The 21467-nt window shown below is 55.0% G+C and carries 17 protein-coding genes and 1 pseudogene; 11 read left to right on the top strand and 7 right to left on the bottom strand.

Annotated elements, in window-relative coordinates; translation table 11 throughout:
- Position 1: 1 nt before the first annotated feature.
- A complete protein-coding gene (locus tag ABU178_RS17485) occupies positions 2-700 on the bottom strand; it encodes a DUF421 domain-containing protein (protein ID WP_397217270.1) in 699 nt (232 codons plus the stop codon).
- 202 nt (positions 701-902) lie between these two features.
- On the opposite strand from ABU178_RS17485, the gene ABU178_RS17480 reads away from it, so the two are divergent.
- The 3 genes from ABU178_RS17480 (at position 903) to ABU178_RS17470 (ending at position 4201) form a co-directional block, all read left to right on the top strand.
- Positions 903-2732, top strand: a complete 1830-nt coding sequence (locus tag ABU178_RS17480; protein ID WP_397217268.1) for a glycoside hydrolase family 15 protein — start codon at positions 903-905, stop codon at positions 2730-2732.
- Between the two features lie 243 nt (positions 2733-2975).
- Positions 2976-3617, top strand: a complete 642-nt coding sequence (locus ABU178_RS17475) for a hydrolase (RefSeq protein WP_397217266.1) — start codon at positions 2976-2978, stop codon at positions 3615-3617.
- 419 nt (positions 3618-4036) lie between these two features.
- Positions 4037-4201 (top strand): general stress protein, encoded by a 165-nt coding sequence (locus ABU178_RS17470; protein ID WP_397217264.1) that lies wholly within the window; start codon positions 4037-4039, stop codon positions 4199-4201.
- A gap of 385 nt (positions 4202-4586) precedes the next feature.
- Here ABU178_RS17470 and gorA read toward each other — a convergent pair whose 3' ends face one another.
- The gene (gene gorA, locus ABU178_RS17465) at positions 4587-5939 is read right to left on the bottom strand and encodes a glutathione-disulfide reductase (RefSeq protein ID WP_397217262.1); all 1353 of its coding nucleotides are present in this window, start codon (positions 5937-5939) and stop codon (positions 4587-4589) included.
- Positions 5940-6068: 129 nt separating this feature from the next.
- Between gorA and rnz the strand changes: the two genes are divergently transcribed.
- The gene (gene rnz, locus ABU178_RS17460; protein ID WP_397217260.1) at positions 6069-6980 is read left to right on the top strand and encodes a ribonuclease Z; all 912 of its coding nucleotides are present in this window, start codon (positions 6069-6071) and stop codon (positions 6978-6980) included.
- Positions 6981-6985: 5 nt separating this feature from the next.
- Here the strand turns inward: rnz and ABU178_RS17455 are convergent, their stop codons facing one another.
- Entirely contained in the window at positions 6986-7828 is an 843-nt protein-coding gene (locus ABU178_RS17455; RefSeq protein WP_397217258.1) for a 23S rRNA (adenine(2030)-N(6))-methyltransferase RlmJ, read from the bottom strand.
- A 544-nt stretch (positions 7829-8372) separates the two neighbouring features.
- On the opposite strand from ABU178_RS17455, the gene ABU178_RS17450 reads away from it, so the two are divergent.
- The 4 genes from ABU178_RS17450 (at position 8373) to rsmJ (ending at position 13562) form a co-directional block, all read left to right on the top strand.
- Complete coding sequence (locus ABU178_RS17450) at positions 8373-8834, top strand: hypothetical protein (RefSeq protein ID WP_397217256.1); 462 nt, start codon at positions 8373-8375, stop codon at positions 8832-8834.
- A 125-nt stretch (positions 8835-8959) separates the two neighbouring features.
- Positions 8960-10513 (top strand): hypothetical protein, encoded by a 1554-nt coding sequence (locus ABU178_RS17445; RefSeq protein WP_397217254.1) that lies wholly within the window; start codon positions 8960-8962, stop codon positions 10511-10513.
- A 242-nt stretch (positions 10514-10755) separates the two neighbouring features.
- The gene (gene prlC, locus ABU178_RS17440) at positions 10756-12798 is read left to right on the top strand and encodes an oligopeptidase A (protein ID WP_397217252.1); all 2043 of its coding nucleotides are present in this window, start codon (positions 10756-10758) and stop codon (positions 12796-12798) included.
- Positions 12799-12806: 8 nt separating this feature from the next.
- Positions 12807-13562 carry a 16S rRNA (guanine(1516)-N(2))-methyltransferase RsmJ gene (gene rsmJ / locus ABU178_RS17435; RefSeq protein ID WP_397217250.1) on the top strand — a complete coding sequence of 252 codons (756 nt, stop codon included), beginning with the start codon at positions 12807-12809 and terminating at the stop codon, positions 13560-13562.
- Positions 13563-13622: 60 nt separating this feature from the next.
- Here rsmJ and uspA read toward each other — a convergent pair whose 3' ends face one another.
- Positions 13623-14060, bottom strand: a complete 438-nt coding sequence (gene uspA / locus ABU178_RS17430; protein WP_397217248.1) for a universal stress protein UspA — start codon at positions 14058-14060, stop codon at positions 13623-13625.
- A 433-nt stretch (positions 14061-14493) separates the two neighbouring features.
- Between uspA and uspB the strand changes: the two genes are divergently transcribed.
- Positions 14494-14829, top strand: a complete 336-nt coding sequence (gene uspB / locus ABU178_RS17425; protein ID WP_397217246.1) for a universal stress protein UspB — start codon at positions 14494-14496, stop codon at positions 14827-14829.
- Positions 14830-14871: 42 nt separating this feature from the next.
- Here uspB and pitA read toward each other — a convergent pair whose 3' ends face one another.
- Positions 14872-16374: an inorganic phosphate transporter PitA gene (pitA, locus tag ABU178_RS17420; RefSeq protein ID WP_397217244.1), complete on the bottom strand. Its 1503-nt coding sequence runs from the start codon at positions 16372-16374 to the stop codon at positions 14872-14874.
- A 241-nt stretch (positions 16375-16615) separates the two neighbouring features.
- Here pitA and ABU178_RS17415 point away from each other — a divergent pair, with 241 nt between their 5' ends.
- Positions 16616-17800: an NAD(P)/FAD-dependent oxidoreductase gene (locus ABU178_RS17415; RefSeq protein WP_397217242.1), complete on the top strand. Its 1185-nt coding sequence runs from the start codon at positions 16616-16618 to the stop codon at positions 17798-17800.
- Positions 17801-17874: 74 nt separating this feature from the next.
- Here ABU178_RS17415 and ABU178_RS17410 read toward each other — a convergent pair.
- Positions 17875-17967, bottom strand: a pseudogene (locus ABU178_RS17410) (type II toxin-antitoxin system Phd/YefM family antitoxin); the annotation flags it as partial.
- 62 nt (positions 17968-18029) lie between these two features.
- On the bottom strand, positions 18030-19418 hold the full coding sequence (locus ABU178_RS17405) for a sugar porter family MFS transporter (RefSeq protein WP_397217240.1): 1389 nt from the start codon (positions 19416-19418) through the stop codon (positions 18030-18032).
- Between the two features lie 319 nt (positions 19419-19737).
- Here ABU178_RS17405 and ABU178_RS17400 point away from each other — a divergent pair, with 319 nt between their 5' ends.
- Entirely contained in the window at positions 19738-21285 is a 1548-nt protein-coding gene (locus ABU178_RS17400) for a methyl-accepting chemotaxis protein (protein WP_397217238.1), read from the top strand.
- Positions 21286-21467: the final 182 nt, after the last annotated feature.

Here is a 21467-nt window from a genome sequence, read left to right as displayed (position 1 = left end):
GTTAATCCTCCAGCGCAACAGAAGCGGGCGCCCAGCGCGTGGCCTGACAACAGCAGCAGGGAGATTGCCGATCGTGTGTCTGCTTTTCAAGCTGGCCGCAGCGGGTGCAGACGATATGTTTCTCGTCCCGCATGGCGTCATGCAGGCTGGGATCGTCCTGCGGAATAACGGCGAGGCCGGGACGGGGCGTATCGCTCCAGACCAGGGTCACCGCCCCGGACGGTTCAATATAGATGCGGCTCAGCTGACCTAAATGCTGTACGCCGCGCCCGCGCAGCAGGGAGAAGAGCTTTTCCCGCGACAGAACGGTGGCGCGCAGCGTATCCAGGCGCAGCCGACCATCATCCAGCGCGACGCGCTCGGTGCCGGTGAGAAGCCGGTCGAGCCTGCGGTAACGCGTACTCAATATGCCCATCAGATGTTGCAGCGCAATAATGCCGCAGACAATCAGCAGCGGCGGCAGCAGGCCGCGTTTGTCATCCAGCAGCGGCACGCCGATAGTGCCCGCCAGGGTGACCACGGCGGAGAGTTCGATCAGCGTGTACTGGGAGGCGACGCGTCTTCCCAGCAGGCGCAGCGTCAAAATGATCAGGATAAAAAAGATCAGCGCGCGCACTATAACTTCCAGCAAAAATGACGGAGGCGACTGGCCAAAAATGAGTCGTGCCATATCTGACAGGGCGATCTGCTCTTGCTTCATTTCCGCTGGTTCCTCACGTGACCTCGCTCACGTTTAGAAGTATATGTGTCTTTCTGCCGCTTGCCGGGGGTATTGCGCGCCGTCTGGCTTTTTCGGAACGATGTACTGAAAGCCTGTGACAACGATCACGTCTGTACTACGCTTAAAGCTATCCCCTAATCTGGCCGCTGGCGGCCTCCGGTCATAAAGGAATCAGCTACTTGTGAAGAATAAGACCTTTGCATCACCCGCACGCGAGGATGGATACGCGGAGCTGGGCGACTACGCCGCAATTGGCGAAGGCCGCTCCGTTGCGCTGATAGCGCCTGACGGCGCTATTGACTGGTGGTGCGCGCCTAACCTTGACTCGCCACCGCTGTTTGACCGCATTCTTGACGCCGGCATCGGCGGCTATTTTCAGCTGGTGCCTGAAGAACCCTGGCGGATGCAGCGTAGCTACCGGCCCGACAGCAACGTGCTGGAAACCCGCTACGAGACGGCGAGCGGCAGCGTGAGGATCACTGAATCGCTTAACAGTACGCTGGCAGGCCGCCTGCCGTGGAGCGAAATGGCGCGACGCGTAGAAGGCGTAGAGGGTGAAGTGCGTATGCTGCTGCGCCTGAGGCTGGGCACGCGTGCCGAGACGCAGTCGCCCTGGTTAGAACGGGTGCAGGAAAAACCGGTTTTTCACGTCGGCGATCTGCTGTTGATGCTGCGACACTCTGAAGAAGTCACCCTGACGGAAAGCAGCGACGAAGGCGTGAGCGGCTATTTTGTTACCCGGCCTGCTTCGCGTACCCTGGTCGCCCTGGTGGCAACGGAACGGGAGCCGCTGGCGGTACCGCCGCTGGAGAAGATCGACCAACGTATCGAGACCAGTGATTACGCCTGGCGCGACTGGGTGAACAATCTCTCCTGGGAAGGCCCGTTCACCAACCATGTGAAGCGTTCGGCGCTGGCGCTGAAGTTTCTCTGGTATGCGCCGACCGGCGCGCTGGCTGCGGCGGCCACCACCTCGCTGCCGGAAGGGTTAGGCAAAGAGAAAAATTACGATTACCGCTACGCCTGGGTGCGCGATGCCTGCCTGATTATCAAGTCGTTTGTCTATCTTGGCGCGCTGGAGGATTGTAAAGCCGCCTTTTCCTGGCTGACCACTACCATTATCCGCCATGACGGCACGCTGCGCGCCTGCTATACGCTGGAAGGCGGTCAGGTGCCGGAGGAGCGCTATCTGCCGCTGGAGGGGTATAAAGGCACGCAGCCGGTGCGCTCGGGCAATAACGCCAGCCGTCAGGTGCAGCTCAGTATGTATGGTGACATGCTGGCGACCGCGCGGCTGTTTATCGATGCCGGACATGTGTTTGATCTCGCTTCTTCGCGCCTGTTAGGTCATCTGGCTAATCGCTGTGCCGACAGCTGGCGCGAGCAGGATTCCGGCATCTGGGAATTGCCGGAGAAACAGCACTACACCCATTCGAAAATGGCCTGCTGGGTAGCGTTGGATCAGGCGGTGGCGCTGGCGAAAGAGGGGCATATTGAACCGACGTGGAAAGGGCGCTGGGAACGCGAGCGCGATCGAATCCGCGACTGGATTGAGCAACATTGCTGGTCTGCGCAACAGCAGGCTTATACCTTTTTCGTGGGCAGCGACAAACTGGATGCCGCCATCGCGCTGACGCATTATTACGGCAGCATGGTGAATCCCGAGCGGATGCTCTCTACGCTACGCGCTATACAGCAACGGCTGGGGCAGGGCAGTCCTATGCTTTATCGCTACTCCGGCGTTGATAAAGAAGAAAGCACCTTTGTGGCCTGCTCTTTCTGGCTGGTGGAAGCGCTGGCGAAGATGGGGCAAACCACAGCGGCAGACGAAGCGATGAAGGAGATTCTGGATACGCTCTGCCTGACGGGGAATGTGCAGATCTTCAACGAGATGTTTGATGTCAGAACCCGAACCTGGCGCGGCAATATGCCGCAGGGATTAAGCCACCTGTCGTTGATTTGCGCGGCGAAAGGTCTCGCGGATGACGCGAGCAAAGGCCCGACGCCCTGACCGCAGGCGGGCAAACTTGCCCGCCTGATTTCTTCTCACTCTTGTCTCTGTCAACACGGGTTACGCCCTGTGAATGGCCGTCGGCAGCCCTCTGTTCCTGATAAAATCCTTTCTGAACAGCGATATCAAAGAATTTTTGACAAGTTATAAAATTCTTTCCGTTATCAGTTTGTTTCCTCAGTTTGTATTGTTTGTTTCAACAGGACACAACACAACATCCAATATCACCGAGAGGAAATAACCATGTCTAAATTCGATCTGCTCGACCCGCAAAACTCTACCCTGATCTTCATCGACCATCAGCCGCAGATGTCTTTCGGCGTCGCAAATATCGATCGCCAGCAGCTCAAAAATAATACCGTGGCCCTTGCGAAGGCAGGCAAAATTTTTAACGTGCCGGTGATTTACACCTCTGTGGAAACCGAAAGCTTCAGCGGCTATATCTGGCCGGAGCTGTTAGCGGTTCACCCCGAGTTGAAGCCGATTGAGCGAACCTCCATGAACTCCTGGGAAGATGCCAAATTTGTCGAGGCGGTGGAAAAAACGGGCCGTAAAAAGCTGGTGATCTCTGCGCTGTGGACCGAAGTCTGCCTGACCTTCCCGGCGTTGATGGCGATGAAAGAGGGATATGAAGTTTATGTGGTAACCGATACCTCTGGCGGTACCAGCGTTGACGCTCATGAGCGTTCTGTGCAGCGTATGGTGCAGGCCGGGGCGATTCCGGTGACCTGGCAGCAGGTGCTGCTGGAGTACCAGCGCGACTGGTCACGCAAAGAGACCTATAACCCGGTAATGGATCTGGTGCGCGAGCACAGCGGCGCTTACGGCATGGGCGTCGATTACGCTTATACCCTGGTGCATAAAGCCCCGGCGCGTCAGGCCTGATCCTGCTTTATCATCCCCGGCGCGCGCCTGTGCGCCGGGAGCTCTTCGTAAGTTTATGTAAACCTGACGGGTGGTTAAACCGGCGTGATAACAGCAAAACCGCCTCTTGCTTTTTATATCCGGTTCGATCGCTTAGCGCTGCGTTTTTTATTAAGGGTAAAAACCCCTGATTTGAAAACATTATTTTAGCAATAAGCGAGACCGGGTTAATATATCGATTCAGTTTATCGGATAATGACAAAATGTTGCGAAATGCCAGGTAATATGTATAAGTCGATTCCGGTTGCCTTCTTTATATTTGCGCCTTGCATTCGGTTCAGGGTGATCTATATTTTAAAGCGTAGGACGCACATAACTGATTTCTTCGCAGTACAGAAACATGTTATGTATTTCTTAAAACTCACGAAGAGGAAATTAATATGACTCAGCATCGTGGTGGTTCAGGAAACTTTGCAGACGACCGTCAGAAAGCATCAGAAGCAGGTAAAAAAGGCGGACAACACAGCGGCGGTAATTTTAAAAATGACCGCGAGAAAGCCTCTGAGGCAGGGAAAAAAGGCGGACAGAACAGCAGTCGTAGCTAGTTCCGCGCAGGCCATGGATGGCCAGTAAAGTAAGATGCATTTACTTAATCCCGTCAGATATATTTCTGGCGGGATTATGCTATCTAAAAAAGCTGAAAATAATATGTCTTGAATTATTTTCTTGCGCACTATTTTTATTTCCGCTTTAGTCAAGCCAAATGATCATATTTTTTCCTCTGTAATTATACAGGCGAAAAAGCCTGATTATTAACAGGCGAAATTCGTTGCAGACAATAAATCGTTAGTTCAGATAGACTCAGAAATTTCTGATAAGTTCATAAGGTTTTACTTTGTTTCGGGTAATTTATTTAAGCTTTTGCAGCTGGATAAAATAAACCCGGCATTGGGGAACGAATTGCCGGGTGGTGATGAAAGAATTTTGCGTTTAGCGCATCGTCACAAACTCTTCCGCTGCGGTCGGATGGATGGCGACAGTATTGTCGAAATCTTTCTTGGTTGCGCCCATTTTCAGCGCGACCGCGAAGCCCTGAAGCATTTCATCCATGCCGAAGCCAATACCGTGAATGCCGACAATCTTCTCCTCCTGACCCACGCAAACCAGCTTCATACGGCACGGCTGACGATGTTGTGTCACGGCGGTATACATCGCAGTGAAGGAGGAGGTGTAGACTTTCACCTCGCCATCGCCATATTTCTCGCGCGCCTGCGGCTCAGTCAGGCCAACGGTGCCGATCGGCGGATGGCTGAAGACCACGGTGGGAATGTTGCTGTAATCGAGATGCTCATTGAGTTTGTTATTAAACAGACGCTCAGAGAGGCGACGGCCCGCTGCGACCGCCACCGGCGTCAACTCCACCGCGCCGGTGTTATCACCCACGGCATAGATGTTTGGCACGTTGGTGTTCTGGAATTTATCGACCTTGATATGACCTTTCTTATTCAGCTCAACGCCGGTCACGCTCAGGTTCATGCTGTCCGTTTCCGGCTCACGGCCAATCGCCCAGACCAGACAATCCACGGTCTGCTCGCTGCCATCTTCCAGCTGTAGCGTCAGGCTGCCGTCGCTGTTTTTGATCACCGCTTTCGGGATCGCATGGGTGTGCAGCGTCGGGCCTTCCTGCTCCATCACTTCCACCAACGTTTCCGACAGCAGCGGATCGAAGTGGCGCAGCGGCGCATGCTTACGCACAAACAGGTGAGTTTCTGAACCCAGCGCGTTGACCACGCCTGCCAGCTCAACGGCGATATAGCCTGCGCCAACCACGGCGGTGCGCTTCGGCAGCGCATCCAGCTCAAAGAAACCGTCCGAGTCGATGCCATACTCTGCGCCCGGCACGTTCGGATGAGTCGGACGGCCACCGGTAGCAATCAGAATATGATCCGCCGTGATCTTCTCACCGTTTACTTCTACCGTGTGCGTGTCCACAAAGCGGGCAAAGCCCCGGATCACGTCAACCTGGTTTTTGCCCAGCACGTTGTTATAGGAAGTGTGGATGCGATCGATATAGGCGCTGCGGTTTTTCACCAGTGTCGCCCAGTCGAAACGGTTCACCGTGGTATCAAAGCCGTAATCCGGACCGTAGAGGTGGATCGCTTCGGCAATCTGCGCCGCGTGCCACATGACTTTCTTCGGCACACAACCTACGTTTACACAGGTGCCGCCCAGCTCTTTCGCCTCAATCAGCGCGCATTTCTGGCCATACATTGCCGCCCGGTTGATCGAGGCGATGCCGCCGCTGCCGCCGCCAATAGCAAGGTAGTCATAATGTCTGGTCATCGATTGTGTCCATCAGGTTGGATGAAAAAATTGGCATAGAGTGTAACGCTGCCGGGCGAGTTGCCGCAAAGTTTGCACCTATGATTGTAATAGGGTTAGATATTTTCCTCATTTTCAGGGAAGCATAACATGCAGCTTACATTTCTCGGTACTGGCGCTGGCGCGCCCAGCCTGCAGCGCAACGTCACTGCCATTGCGCTGACACGCTCCCGTCGCGGCGAAACCTGGCTGTTCGACTGCGGCGAAGCCACCCAGCATCAGTACATGCGCTGTCGACTTAAGCCGGGTAAGCTGGAAAAAATCTTCATTACCCATCTGCATGGCGATCACATCTTTGGCCTGCCGGGATTACTGACCAGCCGCTCAATGGCGGGCATTCTGGAGCCGCTAACGATCTACGGGCCGAAAGGCATTAAAACTTTCGTTGAGACGGCGCTCTCGCTGAGCGGCTCCTTTACCACTTTTCCGCTGGAGATTATTGAAATCGAAGCCGGGCCGGTTTATGACGACGGCACGCTGAAAGTCACGGCATGGCCGATGAATCATGTGGTGGAGTGTTACGGCTACCGGATTGAGGAGCATGACAAGCCTGGCTTTCTGGATGCGCCGCGACTCAAGGCGGAAGGCGTGCCGCGCGGTCCCTGGTATCAGCAGCTAAAGCGTGGCGAATGCGTGACGCTGGAAGATGGACGGGTAATTAATGGCGCGGACTATCTCGGTCCGGCGACCAAAGGCAAAGCCATCGCCATTTTTGGCGATACCGCGCCTGGCGATGCGGCGTTTGCGCTGGCGGCCAATGTGGATCTGATGGTGCATGAAACCACGCTGGAGGCGGCGATGGCGGAAAAGGCCAACGGTCGCGGCCACTCCACTACGCTTCAGGCGGCGCGCGTTGCGCTACAGGCGGGCGCAAAGCGGCTGGTTGCTACCCACTTCAGCTCGCGCTATGGCGGGCAGGATATGGCGAGACTGTTGGCAGAGTGCCAGTCGGTATTTCCCGACACCGAACTGGCGAGAGACTTTGCCGTCTTCGAGGTATAGCGTTTTTACTCCGGCACAATCCATTCAACGCGCGTGTGGCCCGTTCCGGCAGGCACCAGCTTTTTATGCAGCCACGGCAGCAGCTCACGCATCTGCTGCTCCAGCTTCCACGGCGGGTTAATCACGATCATGCCGGACGCGGTCATGCCGCGCTGATCGCTGTCCGGACGCACCGCCAGCTCAATTTGCAGAATGCGGCGAATGCCGGTGGCTTCCAGCTCATGTCGCATACGTTTGATCTGCTGGCGCATCACAACCGGATACCAGAGCGCGAAAACGCCGGTGTTGAAGCGCTTGTAGCCTTCCTGAATCCCCTGAACCACCGCCTGGTAGTCGCTTTTCAGCTCGTAAGGGGGATCGATCAGAATCAGTCCGCGACGCGAGGGTGGCGGCAGCTTCGCTTTAAGCTGCTGATAACCGTCGCTGCGTTCTACGCGCGCGCGGCTGTCTTTGGTGAACTCATTGCGCAGCAGCGGGAAATCGCTGGAGTGCAGTTCCGTCAGCTGCAGCTTATCCTCTTCACGCAGCAGGTGACGCGCAATCAGCGGCGAGCCAGGATAGTAGCGCAGCGTTCCGTTGGGATTAAGGTTACGGATGGCGTCGAAATAGGGCTTCAGCAGTTCAGGCGCATCAGGCTGCTGCCAGATACGCGCAATGCCTTCCAGGTATTCGCCGGTACGCTCGGCATGTTCGCCGCTGAGCTGATAACGTCCCGCACCCGCATGCGTATCAAGGTAAAGAAACGGTTTTTCTTTTTCTTTCAGGGCGCTGAGGATCAAGCTCTGAACAGTATGTTTGAGAACATCGGCATGGTTGCCAGCATGAAAGCTGTGGCGATAACTGAGCATAGTAAAATTGGTTTTTTGCGCGGCGCTGCGTTCGGAAGTCAATATCGAGTGTCACGCGGGCAAGTATACATGGGCAGCGGGTAAAATGCTGCGCTTCTCTGCGCCGGACGGGAAGAGGGGAGAACCTCCACGCCTGTTTTCGACCTCGAAAATGATAAAATTATCGGGTTAATTATTATTAATCTTATCATTTCTGATAATAGATAAAATGCCAGAATAACTTTCCAGAAGAGCCTGGAGTTATTTGTCAGGCGAGGCGGGTCACGCCGCGAGTTAATCTAAAATCACAAAATAAGTGAAGCTGATTCAGGCGAATTTGTTTCCTGTTCGTTAAATTTTGACCCGATGAGATAACTTATTCTGGCGCGGGAGATACCAGGGTATCGTTAAAGCGGCGATTTAAGGTAATATGCACGCCGTCGGGTTCTGTACCCGCGAAATTTATTTACTCTGAACATTAAAGGTAAGGGTAAAAAGAGCGGGTTGCTGCAGTGGACGACTTCACATGGAAAGAACGTATTAACATTCAAACCGGAGGAATAGAATGCACAAGTTTGCAGGTATTATCATTGTCTCGCTTTTTGCGCTGGCGGGATGCGTCCCTAAAAAAAATACACCGTCTGCTATCACACACGCTTCTCAGGCTCAGCAGAGCAGCGTAACCGCTCAGCCGGAATCGTCACAGGATGACGTAGAGAGCCAGCAGGCTGAAGCAGCAGAGAGCCGCGATATGGATTACAGGGCTTTTAGCAGTAATGCCGAATACATTCAGCAGTGCCGCAAAGAATTAGACGCGATTCGTTTATACAATCCTGCTTCCTACAACAGTTATCTGGCTGAATTCCAGAAGGTAGGCAAAGAGACGCAGAAATACCTGGCGGTAAAAAATGCCATTGGCTCAGATATCAATAATCTCGTGATGCCGCACTATCAATTTCAAATACGCGAACTCTGCTTCCGCGTTAAGACGCGTCTGGCACAGCTGATGATCAGTCAGGTAAAGTAAACAGATAAAACCAATATCAGAATTAACATGCTCATGATTAGCTTTGCCAACAATTAAATAAACAACGGTCAAGCTATTGCGATTATTTGCACTGCGGGATGCGGTAATTATTAAGGTAATAGTTCATGAAAAAATGTTATACAGGCAAAGTGGCGCTGCTCACTTTGCTGGTTTCCGTTGCGTCTCTCTCATTTTCTTCGCAGGCGTCTGATGATGAAGAAATATTAAAACTGTTTAATGAAACTGCGCGCAGTTTGCCTTCAGCCTCGTCGGGAAAAGCTCAAAGCCGGGAAGAGACGTTATCGATACAGCTAAAGGCATTGCAAAAAGAAAGAAACCAGTTACAGAAAAGGATTAGGCAACTGGAAGCGCTCAAAGCGCAAAATGAGACAAAGGCGCAGGTTTCGCGTACCACTGATGAAACGGAAAGGCTGATTGAAAACCTTGAAGAAGAAATCCGAAAAAACAAGCAGACCATCGCCAGCCAGCAGAGCGCATTAAAGGCGGCTGAAGCGAAAATCAGCGGCCAGCAAACGGACGCAAAAATCGCAAACCTGAACCAGCAGTTGCAGGCGTCGGAAAAGCAGCTGGCACAGCTACAGCAGGAGAAGCAGAGCGCCAGCGTCCAGCTGAATCAACAGCTGGCTGAACGGCAGAAAGCGCTTGAGAATTTGCAGGCAAAGCTTGAGGCGACCGAGAAACAACTCGCTCAGCTACAGCAGGAGAAGCAGAGCGCCGCTGCCGTGCTGAAGCAGCAGCAGACCGAGCGTCAGAAAGAATTGCAAAGTTTGCAGGCAAAGCTTGAGGCGACCGAGAAGCAGCTCGCGCACCTCCAGCAGGAGAAGCAGAGCGTTAAGGCTAAAGAGCCGCCGCCGCAATCCAGAGAGCAGGAGCAGTTAACTTCCCAACTGGCAGCGCTACAGCAGCAATATCAACAATCACAGCAGGAAAACGAAAAACAGCGTCAGCGCGCAGACAGTCTCGAAAAAGAGCTAACTCAGCTCAATAATCTGGTTAACGCCAGCAAAGCGCTGGCTCAGGATGTGACCAAAGCCGTTAAGCCTGAATCGCCCGCCTCTTCCCCTCTCCCGCAATCCGAAGCAGAACGTGACAGCTATGCCCTTGGTCAGTTTCTTGCCGCTAACGTCGGCGCTCAAATCAAAATCATCAAGGATGCGGGCATCGCCATTCTGTCGGATCCGTTAAGCGCGGGCCTCACGACAAAATTAAATAACGGGGAATCAGCGATTAGCGATAAGGAGATGGAGGCGCGTTATAAAAAGCTGGACGAGAAGGTCAGCCAGGGAATGAATATGCTGATTGCCAAAGGCTATGAGAAGCTCCAGAAAAAGATCGGCAACCGTAAAGTGTTGAAACAGAGTGAGGGAATGAGCTGGTTCACGGTGAAACCAGTAAAATCCCCGCTCAAGGCCAATGCCGTGGTCGCGGTAAACGTCAAGGTCACGACGCTGGAGGGCAAGGTGATCAATGATTTTTCTGACGATCGTGTTTCCTACCATCAGGATCTTCCGCCGTTGCTTTATGAAGGATTATCCCTCACCGGCAAGAATGGCGAGATTGAGGGATGGGCGCTGGCGCAGGATATTTTTGAGCGTGAACCTCTGCCCGGCTGGGTCGCACCTTATGATGTGGTGCACTATCAATTGTCGGTTAAGTAGTCCCTCAGGCCAGCATCGCTGGCCTTTTTTTTGGCGTCGACGGGTTCGATTTGATTTCATGCCCGTGCGCAACGTAGAGTGCAGGATTAGCTTTATCAGGCTGTGCGCTTAACCAACAGCGCGTCGGCTCTGCGGCAAAATGCCGATTGACCGCGCGTGATGCTGATAAAATAATGTTGGATACAGCCTGTTTTGCTCTGCGCGTTCATTCGCGCCCCATACAACGATAAAAGGACTGCGCTATGACCAATCCCTTACTCACTCCCTTTACGCTGCCGCCGTTTTCCGCCATTAAACCTGAACATGTGGTTCCCGCTGTCACTGAAGCGCTGAACGACTGTCGCGCGACGGTGGAGAAGGTGGTGGCGCAAGGCGCACCCTACAGCTGGGATAGCCTTTGCCAGCCGCTGGCGGAAGTGGACGATCGGCTTGGCCGCATCTTTTCACCCGTGAGCCACCTGAATTCCGTAAAAAACAGCCCTGAGCTGCGCCAGGCTTACGAGCAGACGCTGCCGCTGCTGTCAGAGTACAGCACCTGGGTTGGCCAGCATGAAGGGCTTTATCAGGCGTACCTGAATCTGAAAGAGGGCGAAAGCTACGCCGGGCTCGAGCTGGCGCAGAAAAAAGCGGTGGATAACGCGCTGCGTGATTTCAAACTCTCCGGCATCGGCCTGCCACAGGAGAAGCAGAAGCGCTATGGCGAAATCGCCGCGCGTCTCTCCGAACTGGGTTCTACCTACAGCAACAACGTGCTCGACGCGACCATGGGCTGGAGCAAGCTGATCGCCGACGAAAGCGAGCTGGCGGGCATGCCGGAAAGCGCGCTGGCGGCGGCCAAAGCGCAGGCGGAAGCCAAAGAGCAGCAGGGCTGGCTGCTGACGCTGGATATTCCCAGCTATCTGCCGGTGATGACTTACTGCGATAACCAGGCGCTGCGCGAAGAGATGTATCGCGCCTATTCGACGCGCGCCTCCGATCAGGGTCCAAATGCCGGCAAATGGGATAACGGCCCGGTGATGGCGGAAGAGCTGGCGCTGCGTCACGAGCTGGCTCAGCTGCTCGGCTTCGCTTCCTACGCCGACAAATCCCTGGCGACCAAAATGGCGCAAAGCCCGTCGCAGGTGATCGATTTCCTGAACGATCTGGCTAAGCGCGCCCGTCCGCAGGGTGAAAAAGAGCTGGCGCAGCTGCGCGCCTTCGCCAAAGAGCATTATGGCCTCGACGAGCTGAACCCCTGGGATCTCACTTACTACGGTGAAAAACAGAAGCAGCATCTTTATACCATCAGCGACGAACAGCTCCGTCCGTACTTCCCGGAAACGCGTGCGGTAAACGGCCTGTTTGAGGTGGTGAAGCGTATTTATGGCATCACGGCGCAGGAGCGCAAGGACGTTGACGTCTGGCATCCTGAGGTTCGCTTCTTCGATCTGTTCGACGAAAACGGCGAGCTGCGCGGCAGCTTCTATCTCGACCTCTATGCGCGTGAAAACAAGCGCGGCGGCGCCTGGATGGATGACTGCGTCGGCATGATGCGCATGGCGGACGGCAGCCTGCAAAAACCGGTGGCCTACCTCACCTGTAATTTCAACCGTCCGGTGCAGGGCAAACCGGCGCTGTTTACCCATGACGAGGTGACCACCCTGTTCCATGAATTTGGTCATGGGCTGCACCATATGTTAACGCGCGTGGAAACCCCTGGCGTCTCCGGGATCAGCGGCGTGCCGTGGGATGCGGTTGAACTGCCAAGCCAGTTTATGGAGAACTGGTGCTGGGAGCCGGATGCGCTGGCCTTTATTTCTGGTCATTATGAAACCGGCGAGCCGCTGCCAAAAGAGCTACTGGACAAAATGCTGGCGGCGAAAAACTACCAGGCTGCGCTGTTTATCCTGCGTCAGCTGGAGTTTGGTCTGTTCGATTTCCGCCTGCATACCGAGTTCGATCCGGCCAAAGGCGCGCAGATTCTCGAAACGCTGCGCGAGGTGAAAAAATTGGTGGCGGTAGTGCCAAGCCCGGAGTGGGGCCGTTTCCCGCACGCCTTCAGCCACATCTTTGCGGGCGGCTACGCGGCAGGCTACTACAGCTATCTCTGGGCCGACGTGCTGGCTGCGGATGCTTATTCACGTTTCGAAGAAGAGGGCATCTTCAACCGCGAAACCGGCCAGTCGTTCCTTGATAACATCCTGACGCGCGGCGGCGCCGAAGAGCCGATGGAACTGTTCAAACGTTTCCGTGGCCGTGAGCCGCAGCTTGATGCGATGCTGGAACACTACGGTATCCAGGGATAACCTCAGGCGTGAACATCTGTTTGCTTGAAGAATCGGGCGCCGACAACGGCGCCTTATCTGTTTTAGCCGAACGCTGGCAGCTGCAGCATGACGATAATGCGTTGATGGCGCTGGTTATGACCTCAACCCATCTTGAATTGCGCAAGCGCGACGAGCCGAAGCTGGGCGGCATTTTTGTCGATTTCGTTTCGGGCGCGATGGCGCACCGGCGGCGTTTCGGCGGCGGCCGTGGCGAGGCGGTGGCGAAAGCGGTCGGCGTGAAAGGCGATTACCTGCCGGACGTGGTTGACGCCACCGCCGGGCTGGGGCGCGACGCCTTTGTGCTGGCGGCGGTCGGCTGCCGTGTGCGTATGCTGGAGCGTCACCCGGTGGTGGCCGCGCTGCTGGAGGACGGACTACAGCGCGGCTATCAGGATGCGGAAATCGGCGGCTGGCTGCGCGAGCGGCTCACGCTGCTGCACGTATCCAGCCTGACGGCGCTGAACGACATTACGCCGCAGCCGGATGTGGTCTATCTCGATCCGATGTATCCCCACCGGCAGAAAAGCGCGCTGGTGAAAAAAGAGATGCGCGTGTTTCAGTCGCTGGTCGGGGCCGACGAGGATGCCGATGCCCTGCTGGAACCGGCGCGTCGGCTGGCGAAAAAGCGAATCGTGGTCAAGCGCCCCGACTACGCGCCGCCGCTGGCAGGCGTGGCGACGCAGTCTGCGGTGTCGACGAAAAGTCACCGTTTTGATATCTATCCGCCGCTGCCGGGCCAATAAAAGAAAAGGGCCGGTTAATCCGGCCCTTTTGCTGTTCACTTCTTTTCCCACGGCGCGAACCTACACTTCCTCTTCGTCGCGCAACGGCACAATCAGCATGTCGATATGTACGGTATTGATCAACTGGCGCGCGGAGGACATCAGCTTGCTCCAGAAATCCTGGTGATGCCCGCAAACCACCAGATCCACATCATATTTTTTAATCGCATCCACCAGCACCTGGCCGAGATCGCCGCTGCCGCTCAGGGTTTCGCTGATGGGATAACCGGCGGCCTGCGACAGCTCGGTTAACGCATGATGGGTCTCCTCGGAGATGCGTTTTTGCATATCGCCGAGGTTAACGTCAATCAGGCCAGTGTAGAGATCGGAGTAATTTACATCCACGTGAATCAGGGAGATTTTGGCATCGTAAGGACGGGCCAGAGAAACGGCTTTCTCAACCAGCAACTGGCTTTCCGGGGAAAGATCGACTGCAATCAGGATATGTTTATAAGCCATAATACAACTCCTTTCACGAGATTGTGGATGACAACCCCTGTCCTGGCGCCGCACAACATGGCGAACTTCCCTTGCGCGAGTGGACAATGAGCGCCACCAATATTCCATGCCTGCGCAATGAATCGTGCAGGCAGCTTGTTGTTATGCTTTGATTATAGCTATATCTGTTAACAAAAGCTGCAAAGCGCGCCCTGGCTGTGAGTCAGATCAAGGCTTAACGGTTTTTTCGCTCGCGGTGAACGAAAATCATCGCTGGAAAAACTTTTACCAGATCTCCTACACTGAAAAAGGCGGTTGCCGAATCGGCACTTATCGCCATGGTTTTCAGAACAACAACGCAGTTCGGTTCATTAAGTGGTTGGCTATTTATCGTGGGACGTGGCCGGCGATTCCCTGCTGCACCCGTCTCTGCGGTTCCAGCCGGGAGGGGAATATGATTAGCACTATCGCGCTTTTTTGGGCTCTTTGTATTGTGTGTTTGGTAAACATGGCGCGTTATTTCTCTTCTCTGCGCTCACTGCTGGCCGTTTTACGTGGCTGCGATCCGCTGCTTTATCAATATGTGGATGGCGCAGGCTTCTTTACCTCTCACGGCCAGCCGAGTAAACAGGTGCGCCTGGTGCGCTATATCTGGGCGAAACGCTATCGCGATCATCATGACGAGGAGTTTATTCGTCGCTGCGAACGCGTGCGCGGCCAGTTTATTCTGACCAGTTCGCTGTGTGGCCTGGTGGTGATCAGCCTGATTGGCCTGGCGATCTGGCATTAAAAAAGGGCGACTTTCGCCGCCCTTGTTTATCTGCCTGGGCTTTTATGCCACCAGCTTCAACGCTATCCAGTACAGCGAACCCGACAGAACAATACAGACGGGCAGGGTAAATACCCACGCCATGGCGATGTTCTTAATCGTCCGGCTCTGTAATCCGCCGCCGTCAACCAGCATGGTGCCGGCCACCGAGGAGGAGAGGATGTGCGTGGTAGAAACGGGCATACCGGTGTAGCTGGCGATGCCGATGGAAAGCGCCGCCGTCACCTGTGCGGACATGCCCTGCGCATAGGTCATCCCTTTTTTACCGATCTTCTCGCCGATGGTGGTCGCCACGCGACGCCAGCCGATCATGGTGCCGGTGCCCAGCGCCAGCGCGACGGCGATAATAATCCATACCGGCGCATATTCGATGGTGCCGAGCATGTCGCTGTTCAGCTTATTAAGGAAGCGTTTGTCGTCGGCGCTGGTTTCCGGCAGCTTCGCCGCTTTCTCTGCGGTATCCGAGATACAGAGCAACAGGCGGCGCATCTGGCTGCGCTGATCGACTGAGAGCTGATCGTAGCTCTGCAGGTTGTTCAGCAGGCCCTGAGCGCGCTGTACCGCCTGCATGGCGAGTGCGCTGTTGCAGTGAAACTCGTGCGGAGCTGAGGCGATTTGCTCCGGCGTCGGCAGCGCAGGCGGCGCCATCTGCACAATGTGCGTCAGCGTCTCGTTATGCTGCTGATAATATTGCTCAAGATGATTAACTGCATCGCGCGTGCGCGTGATGTCGTAGCCTGACGCATTTATATTTACCACAAAGCCAGCTGGCGCTACGCCAATCAGCACCAGCATAATCAGGCCGATGCCTTTCTGACCGTCATTCGCGCCGTGTGAATAGCTGACGCCAATGGCGGAGACGATCAGGGCGATACGCGTCCAGAACGGCGGCTTTTTCTTGCCGTCGATTTTTTCACGTTCCGCCGGCGTCATATGAGTACGGGCGCGTTTTTTTGTCCCGCTCCAGTAACGGCGCAGCAGGAAAATCAGGCTGCCAGCCAGCACCATGCCCACAATGGGCGACAGGATCAGCGACAGGAAAATATTAATCACTTTCGGAATATTAAGCGCATCAACAACCGACGAGCCGGTCATCAGGGCGTTAGTCAGACCGATACCAATAATGGCGCCGATCAGCGTGTGGGAGCTGGAGGCAGGCAAACCCAGATACCAGGTGCCGAGGTTCCAGATAATCGCAGCCAGCAGCATGGAGAAGACCATGGCGAGGCCGTGAGCCGAACCGACATTCAGCAGCAAGTCGGTAGGAAGCATGTGGACGATGGCGTAGGCCACACTCAAACCGCCGAGCAGGACGCCAAAAAAGTTGAACACCCCAGCCATTACAACCGCCAACTGCGCACGCATAGCGCGCGTATAGATTACCGTGGCGACCGCATTGGCCGTATCGTGGAAGCCGTTGATCGCTTCGTAAAACAAAACAAACAACAGGGCAAGAACCAATAACAGGCCGGTACTGAGGTCAAGACCAGCAAACAGATGTAGCATAAACGTTACGCCATTATGGAGGACATGAACGCGGCGCATTATCCGCGACAACATGCTGTATGGGAAAGGAAAATATAGTCTTTTTTTGCCCTTAATGGGTAATCTGTGCGGCATAACGAGCGAAAAACGTCGGAAAATGAGTCAGTTACAATATGACATATTTACGACTTTTTTTTGACGCTGGCGTCTCGCAGGTCAGATCACTACAATCAGCGCCTTTCAGGCGAGTCGGGTAGAAGCAGTGGAAAAGTTTGACGTTATCATTATTGGCGCAGGCGCAGCCGGGTTGTTTTGCGCGGCGCAGGCAGGGCAGCGCGGACGACGCGTATTGCTGTTGGATAACGGCAAGAAGACGGGCCGCAAAATCCTGATGTCTGGCGGCGGTCGCTGCAACTTTACCAATCTCTATACCGAACCTGCGGCGTACCTGTCGAACAACCCTCATTTTTGTAAATCGGCGCTGGCGCGCTATACCCAGTGGGATTTTATCGATCTGGTTAACCGCCACGGCATTGCGTATCACGAGAAAACTCTCGGGCAGCTGTTTTGCGACGACTCGGCACAGCAGATTGTCGATCTGCTGATGGCGGAGTGCGACAAAGGCCATGTCACGGTGCGTCTGCGTTCTGAGGTGCTGAGCGTGACGCGCGATGATGCGGGCTACACATTGCAGCTGAATGGCGCGCAGGTGGCGGCGGAAAAACTGGTGATCGCCAGCGGCGGCCTGTCGATGCCGGGGCTGGGCGCCTCTCCCTTTGGTTACAAGATTGCTGAGCAGTTTGGCCTGAAAGTTTACCCGACGCGCGCGGCGCTGGTGCCGTTCACGCTGCATAAGCCGCTGCTGGATCAGCTGCAAGCGCTTTCCGGCGTGGCGTTGCCTGCCACCATTGAAGCGCAGGACGGCACGCTGTTTAAAGAGGCGATGCTGTTTACCCATCGCGGTTTATCAGGCCCGGCGGTGTTGCAAATCTCCAGCTACTGGCAGCCGGGGGAGTTCATTACTGTTAATCTGTCGCCTGCTACCGCGCTCGATGCGTTTATTAATGTGCAGCGCCAGGCGCATCCCAACCTCAGCCTGAAAAACAGTCTGGCAAAGATTTTGCCCAAACGTCTTGTGGAGGTGTTACAGGCGCTCGACCAGGTGCCGGACGTCAGCCTCAAGCAGCTCAACAACAAGCAGCAGGCGGAGCTGGTGGAAAGATTGCACCAGTGGCGCATCCAGCCCAACGGCACCGAAGGCTACCGCACCGCGGAAGTCACGCTGGGCGGCGTAGATACCACGCTGCTCTCGTCAAAGACCATGGAAGCGCGCGACGTGCCGGGACTCTACTTTATCGGCGAAGTGGTCGATGTGACGGGCTGGCTGGGCGGTTATAACTTCCAGTGGGCCTGGAGCTCCGCCTGGGCCTGCGCGCAGGCATTATAAAAAAGCCCGCAGCGGCGGGCTGTACGCATTAATAATGGTAGCAGCAGGCTGCAATCAGCAGTGCATCATTCGTGACGTGTAATCAAAACAGGCGCTTTATCTTCAACGGCTTGCACCATTGTCGCTGACAGATTCTGCCTGGCTTCGCTGTAACTTATCGATCGCATACCTACCTCCTGTTGGTCAAATCATTGTCCAATGATTTGACCACTTTGAAAACTTTCCCGCATTACACCCCGATATCGCGCAGCGGTTTGCCTTGCATCAGGTTGCGTTCGATATGCTCCAGCGTCACATGCCGGGTCTCCGGCACCAGCCTGAACGTCAGCAGGATAAAGGCCAGGTTAAGCACGCCGTAGAACCAAAAAGTGTTAGCGCTGCCGAATTGATCGAGCATCGTCAGGAACGTCGCCCCGACAATCATATTGCCCACCCAGTTGGTGGTGGTGGAGGCGGTAATGCCAAAATCGCGGCCTTTTAGCGGCTGGATTTCCGAGCAGAGCAGCCAGACCACCGGACCTGCCGCCATGGCAAAACCGATAATAAACATCAGCAGCATGGCGATAGCGAAATATTTGCGAAAATCGGTTTCCACACCGAGATGCAGCAGCGTACCGAGCGCCCCCATGCCCAGCGCCATTACCAGAAAACTGGTGATCAACATCGGCTTACGCCCCCAGCGATCCACCAGACCAATGGCGATCAGCGTAGAGAGCATATTCACCAGGCCGACAATCACCGTACCCCACATCTGATCGCTGGTACTGGAAAAGCCCGCAATGCTGAAAATTTTCGGCGCGTAATACATCACCACGTTCATCCCGGTAAACTGCTGCATTACCTGAAGCAGCATCCCGAGCCAGACGGCGCGACGGAAGTGGGTGTTGCTTTTAAACAGTGCCCAGCCGGTCTGCTTCACCTGCAAACTTTCACGGATCTCTTCCAGCTCCTGCTTCGCCTGCGCTGTGGTGCTGCGCAGCCGATCCAGCACGCGTTGCGCCTCGTTAAACCGACCATGTGCGGCGAGCCAGCGCGGGCTGTTGGGAAGAAATAGCACGCCGACGAACAGGATCAGCGCCGGAATAGCGATAATTCCCAGCATCCAGCGCCAGTTGCCGCTGTAGCTGAACGCGGTATCAGAGAGATAGGCGACCACAATGCCAGTGGTCAGCATTAGCTGATACATAGAGATCATCGAGCCGCGAATACGTTCCGGCGCGATTTCCGCCAGATAGAGCGGAGCGGTATACGAGGCGATGCCCACCGCCAGGCCGAGCAGTATGCGCGCCATCACCAGCGACTCTACGTCCGGTGAAAGCGCAGACCAGAGCGAGCCGATAACAAACAGCGTCGCACCAACCAGCATGCTTTTCTTACGTCCCAGACGGGAAGAGATCCAACCCGCGCCAAGCGCGCCGAGTGCGGCGCCGAACATCATGGCGCTGACCACCCACTCCTGTTCATGGTTGCTGATATGCAGATCCTTCGACAAAAAGGGCAGCGCACCCGCAATCACGCCAATATCCAGCCCAAACAACAGGCCAGAAAGCGCTGCCATACAGCAGACAAACCAGGTAAAGCGATTTTGATTATTTCCCGATGATTTCGCGGTACTCATACAGCTTCTCCTTTAAGCTCAACGCGCTCTGTTTTGTAAATGCTATGTAAAGATAGTCATTGCCGATGTGTTACCGGTCACACATTTTGCGATAAGGCACGGACAAATCTCATGCAGGAAAAGTTAAGCGGGAAAAAAGCGTAATTAACTCAATGGGCTGGATATCTACAGTATTTTTACTCTGTTTGTTTTAAAAGCACGAAACAGCAAATCAGGGAAATGGAGGCTTTGATTTGCGGTGAATCATGCTGAGTATCTGCTAAATCCTTCGTGGTTTATGCCGATAGTAAACACTTACCCGTTTTACCGAGAAGTCATTATGTCGCTGAAGAAATCTTCCCTGTTTGTCCTTGCCATTCTGTTTATTATTTTCTTTGCCGGCACCATGTCGAGTGTCTGGCTGTTGACCCGCAGCAACCAGTCGCTGGATAGCGTGAACAAAGAGATCCGCGTTGTGCTCTCCATTATCGATCCCATTAACCACAGCCGTACGCTGCGCGTGCGCGTAATGGAATATATGAAGGCGATGGAGAACGGCAATGCGGAGCAGACGGCGCCGTCGTTGGCAGGCGTAAAAGCGGTGGCTGAAAAAGCGGATGCGGCTTTTCAGGCTTACCTGAACGCGCCGAAGCAGCCGGGAGAAGCGCCGCTGGCTGACGCTTATCGCACCGCCTGGCTTGCTTATCGTCAGCAGGGGCTGCAACCCCTGATCGATGCGGCGCAGGCGAACGATCGCCCCCGCTTTGAAGCGCAAATCGCGACCGTGGCGAAGCTGGATCGTCAGTATGAAATCGTACTGGACAAGGTGCTGGCGCTGCATGAGCAGTATGCGAAAGATCTGAATGGCCGGGCGCAAAGCCATTTCACCTTCGGCATCGGTCTGATTATCGCCTTTGCGCTGCTGTTCCTGTTGGTTATCGTTGCGGTACTGCTGTTCCTGAAACGTTATGTGTTAACGCCGCTGAACAGTGCGCGCGATCGCTGTCGCCAGATCGCTGAAGGTTATCTGGACACGCCGGTGCCGGTTAACGTGCGTTCACGCAGCGAAATCGAAGATGTGCTGCGCTCGATGGAGCAGATGCGTTTGGCCCTGACCGATATCATTGGTCAGGTGCGCGACTCCAGCCATACGGTGGCGTCAGCATCGCAGCAGATTGCAGCCGGTAACGTCGATCTGGCATCACGGACTGAACAGCAGGCCGCCGCACTGACGGAAACTGCCGCCAGCATGGAAGAGCTGGGCGCAACGGTGAAGCAGAACACTGAAAACGTGTTCCAGGCCAGCCGCCTGACGCGTGAAGCGGTAAAAAATGCCCGCACCGGCGAGAAGGTGTCTCAGGAAGTGATTACTACCATGAGCCGTATCACCACCAGTTCGAAGAAGATTGAAGATATTACCGGCGTGATTAACAGCATTGCCTTCCAGACCAATATTCTGGCGTTGAACGCGGCGGTGGAAGCGGCCCGTGCTGGCGAGCAGGGACGCGGCTTTGCTGTGGTGGCGGGGGAAGTGCGTAATCTGGCGCAGCGCAGCGCCGTCGCGGCGAAAGAGATTGAAAGCCTGATTTCTGAATCCGTGAGCAATATCCAGGCAGGCTCGAACCAGGTTTCGCGTACCGGTGAGGCGATTGCCGCCATTATCGCGTCGGTGACCCAGGTGGATACGCTGATGGAGCATATCTCTACCGCGTCGGATGAGCAGAGCCGTGGCATCAGCCAGATTGAGCAGGCGGTGACCGAGATGGATGGCGTAACGCAGCAGAACGCCGCATTAGTGCAGGAATCGGCGGCGGCGGCGGCCTCGCTGGAGGAGCAGGTGCATCATCTCACGCACTCCGTCTCTACTTTCAAACTGGCGGCGCGTTAAGTTACAGATCAGGGGCCGGACGGGCGGTAAAATGTCTGGCCTCTCGCCAAAAAGTACATCCTGGCATTGAGTTAAGTTGCTAACAGACATATAAGTCAGCCATATTACCGAAGCGGGTAAATAAGCTTAGCTGCAATCCTGCTTATTTACGCTGGCGGATAACAAAAACGGGTAGAGTATTG

Source organism: Pantoea osteomyelitidis (assembly GCF_044342975.1).
Taxonomy (GTDB): Bacteria; Pseudomonadota; Gammaproteobacteria; order Enterobacterales; family Enterobacteriaceae; genus Pantoea; species Pantoea osteomyelitidis.
This window is presented reverse-complemented; position numbering and strand designations above follow the sequence as displayed.

Bases quoted from the DNA above. Each gene is read 5' to 3' on its own strand.
- ABU178_RS17485 (WP_397217270.1), bottom strand. From the start codon at position 700: ATGAAGCAAGAGCAGATCGCCCTGTCAGATATGGCACGACTCATTTTT.
- ABU178_RS17475 (WP_397217266.1), top strand. From the start codon at position 2,976: ATGTCTAAATTCGATCTGCTCGACCCGCAAAACTCTACCCTGATCTTC.
- ABU178_RS17470 (WP_397217264.1), top strand. From the start codon at position 4,037: ATGACTCAGCATCGTGGTGGTTCAGGAAACTTTGCAGACGACCGTCAG.
- gorA (WP_397217262.1), bottom strand. From the start codon at position 5,939: ATGACCAGACATTATGACTACCTTGCTATTGGCGGCGGCAGCGGCGGC.
- rnz (WP_397217260.1), top strand. From the start codon at position 6,069: ATGCAGCTTACATTTCTCGGTACTGGCGCTGGCGCGCCCAGCCTGCAG.
- ABU178_RS17455 (WP_397217258.1), bottom strand. From the start codon at position 7,828: ATGCTCAGTTATCGCCACAGCTTTCATGCTGGCAACCATGCCGATGTT.
- ABU178_RS17450 (WP_397217256.1), top strand. From the start codon at position 8,373: ATGCACAAGTTTGCAGGTATTATCATTGTCTCGCTTTTTGCGCTGGCG.
- ABU178_RS17445 (WP_397217254.1), top strand. From the start codon at position 8,960: ATGAAAAAATGTTATACAGGCAAAGTGGCGCTGCTCACTTTGCTGGTT.
- prlC (WP_397217252.1), top strand. From the start codon at position 10,756: ATGACCAATCCCTTACTCACTCCCTTTACGCTGCCGCCGTTTTCCGCC.
- uspA (WP_397217248.1), bottom strand. From the start codon at position 14,060: ATGGCTTATAAACATATCCTGATTGCAGTCGATCTTTCCCCGGAAAGC.
- uspB (WP_397217246.1), top strand. From the start codon at position 14,494: ATGATTAGCACTATCGCGCTTTTTTGGGCTCTTTGTATTGTGTGTTTG.
- pitA (WP_397217244.1), bottom strand. From the start codon at position 16,374: ATGCTACATCTGTTTGCTGGTCTTGACCTCAGTACCGGCCTGTTATTG.
- ABU178_RS17405 (WP_397217240.1), bottom strand. From the start codon at position 19,418: ATGAGTACCGCGAAATCATCGGGAAATAATCAAAATCGCTTTACCTGG.
- ABU178_RS17400 (WP_397217238.1), top strand. From the start codon at position 19,738: ATGTCGCTGAAGAAATCTTCCCTGTTTGTCCTTGCCATTCTGTTTATT.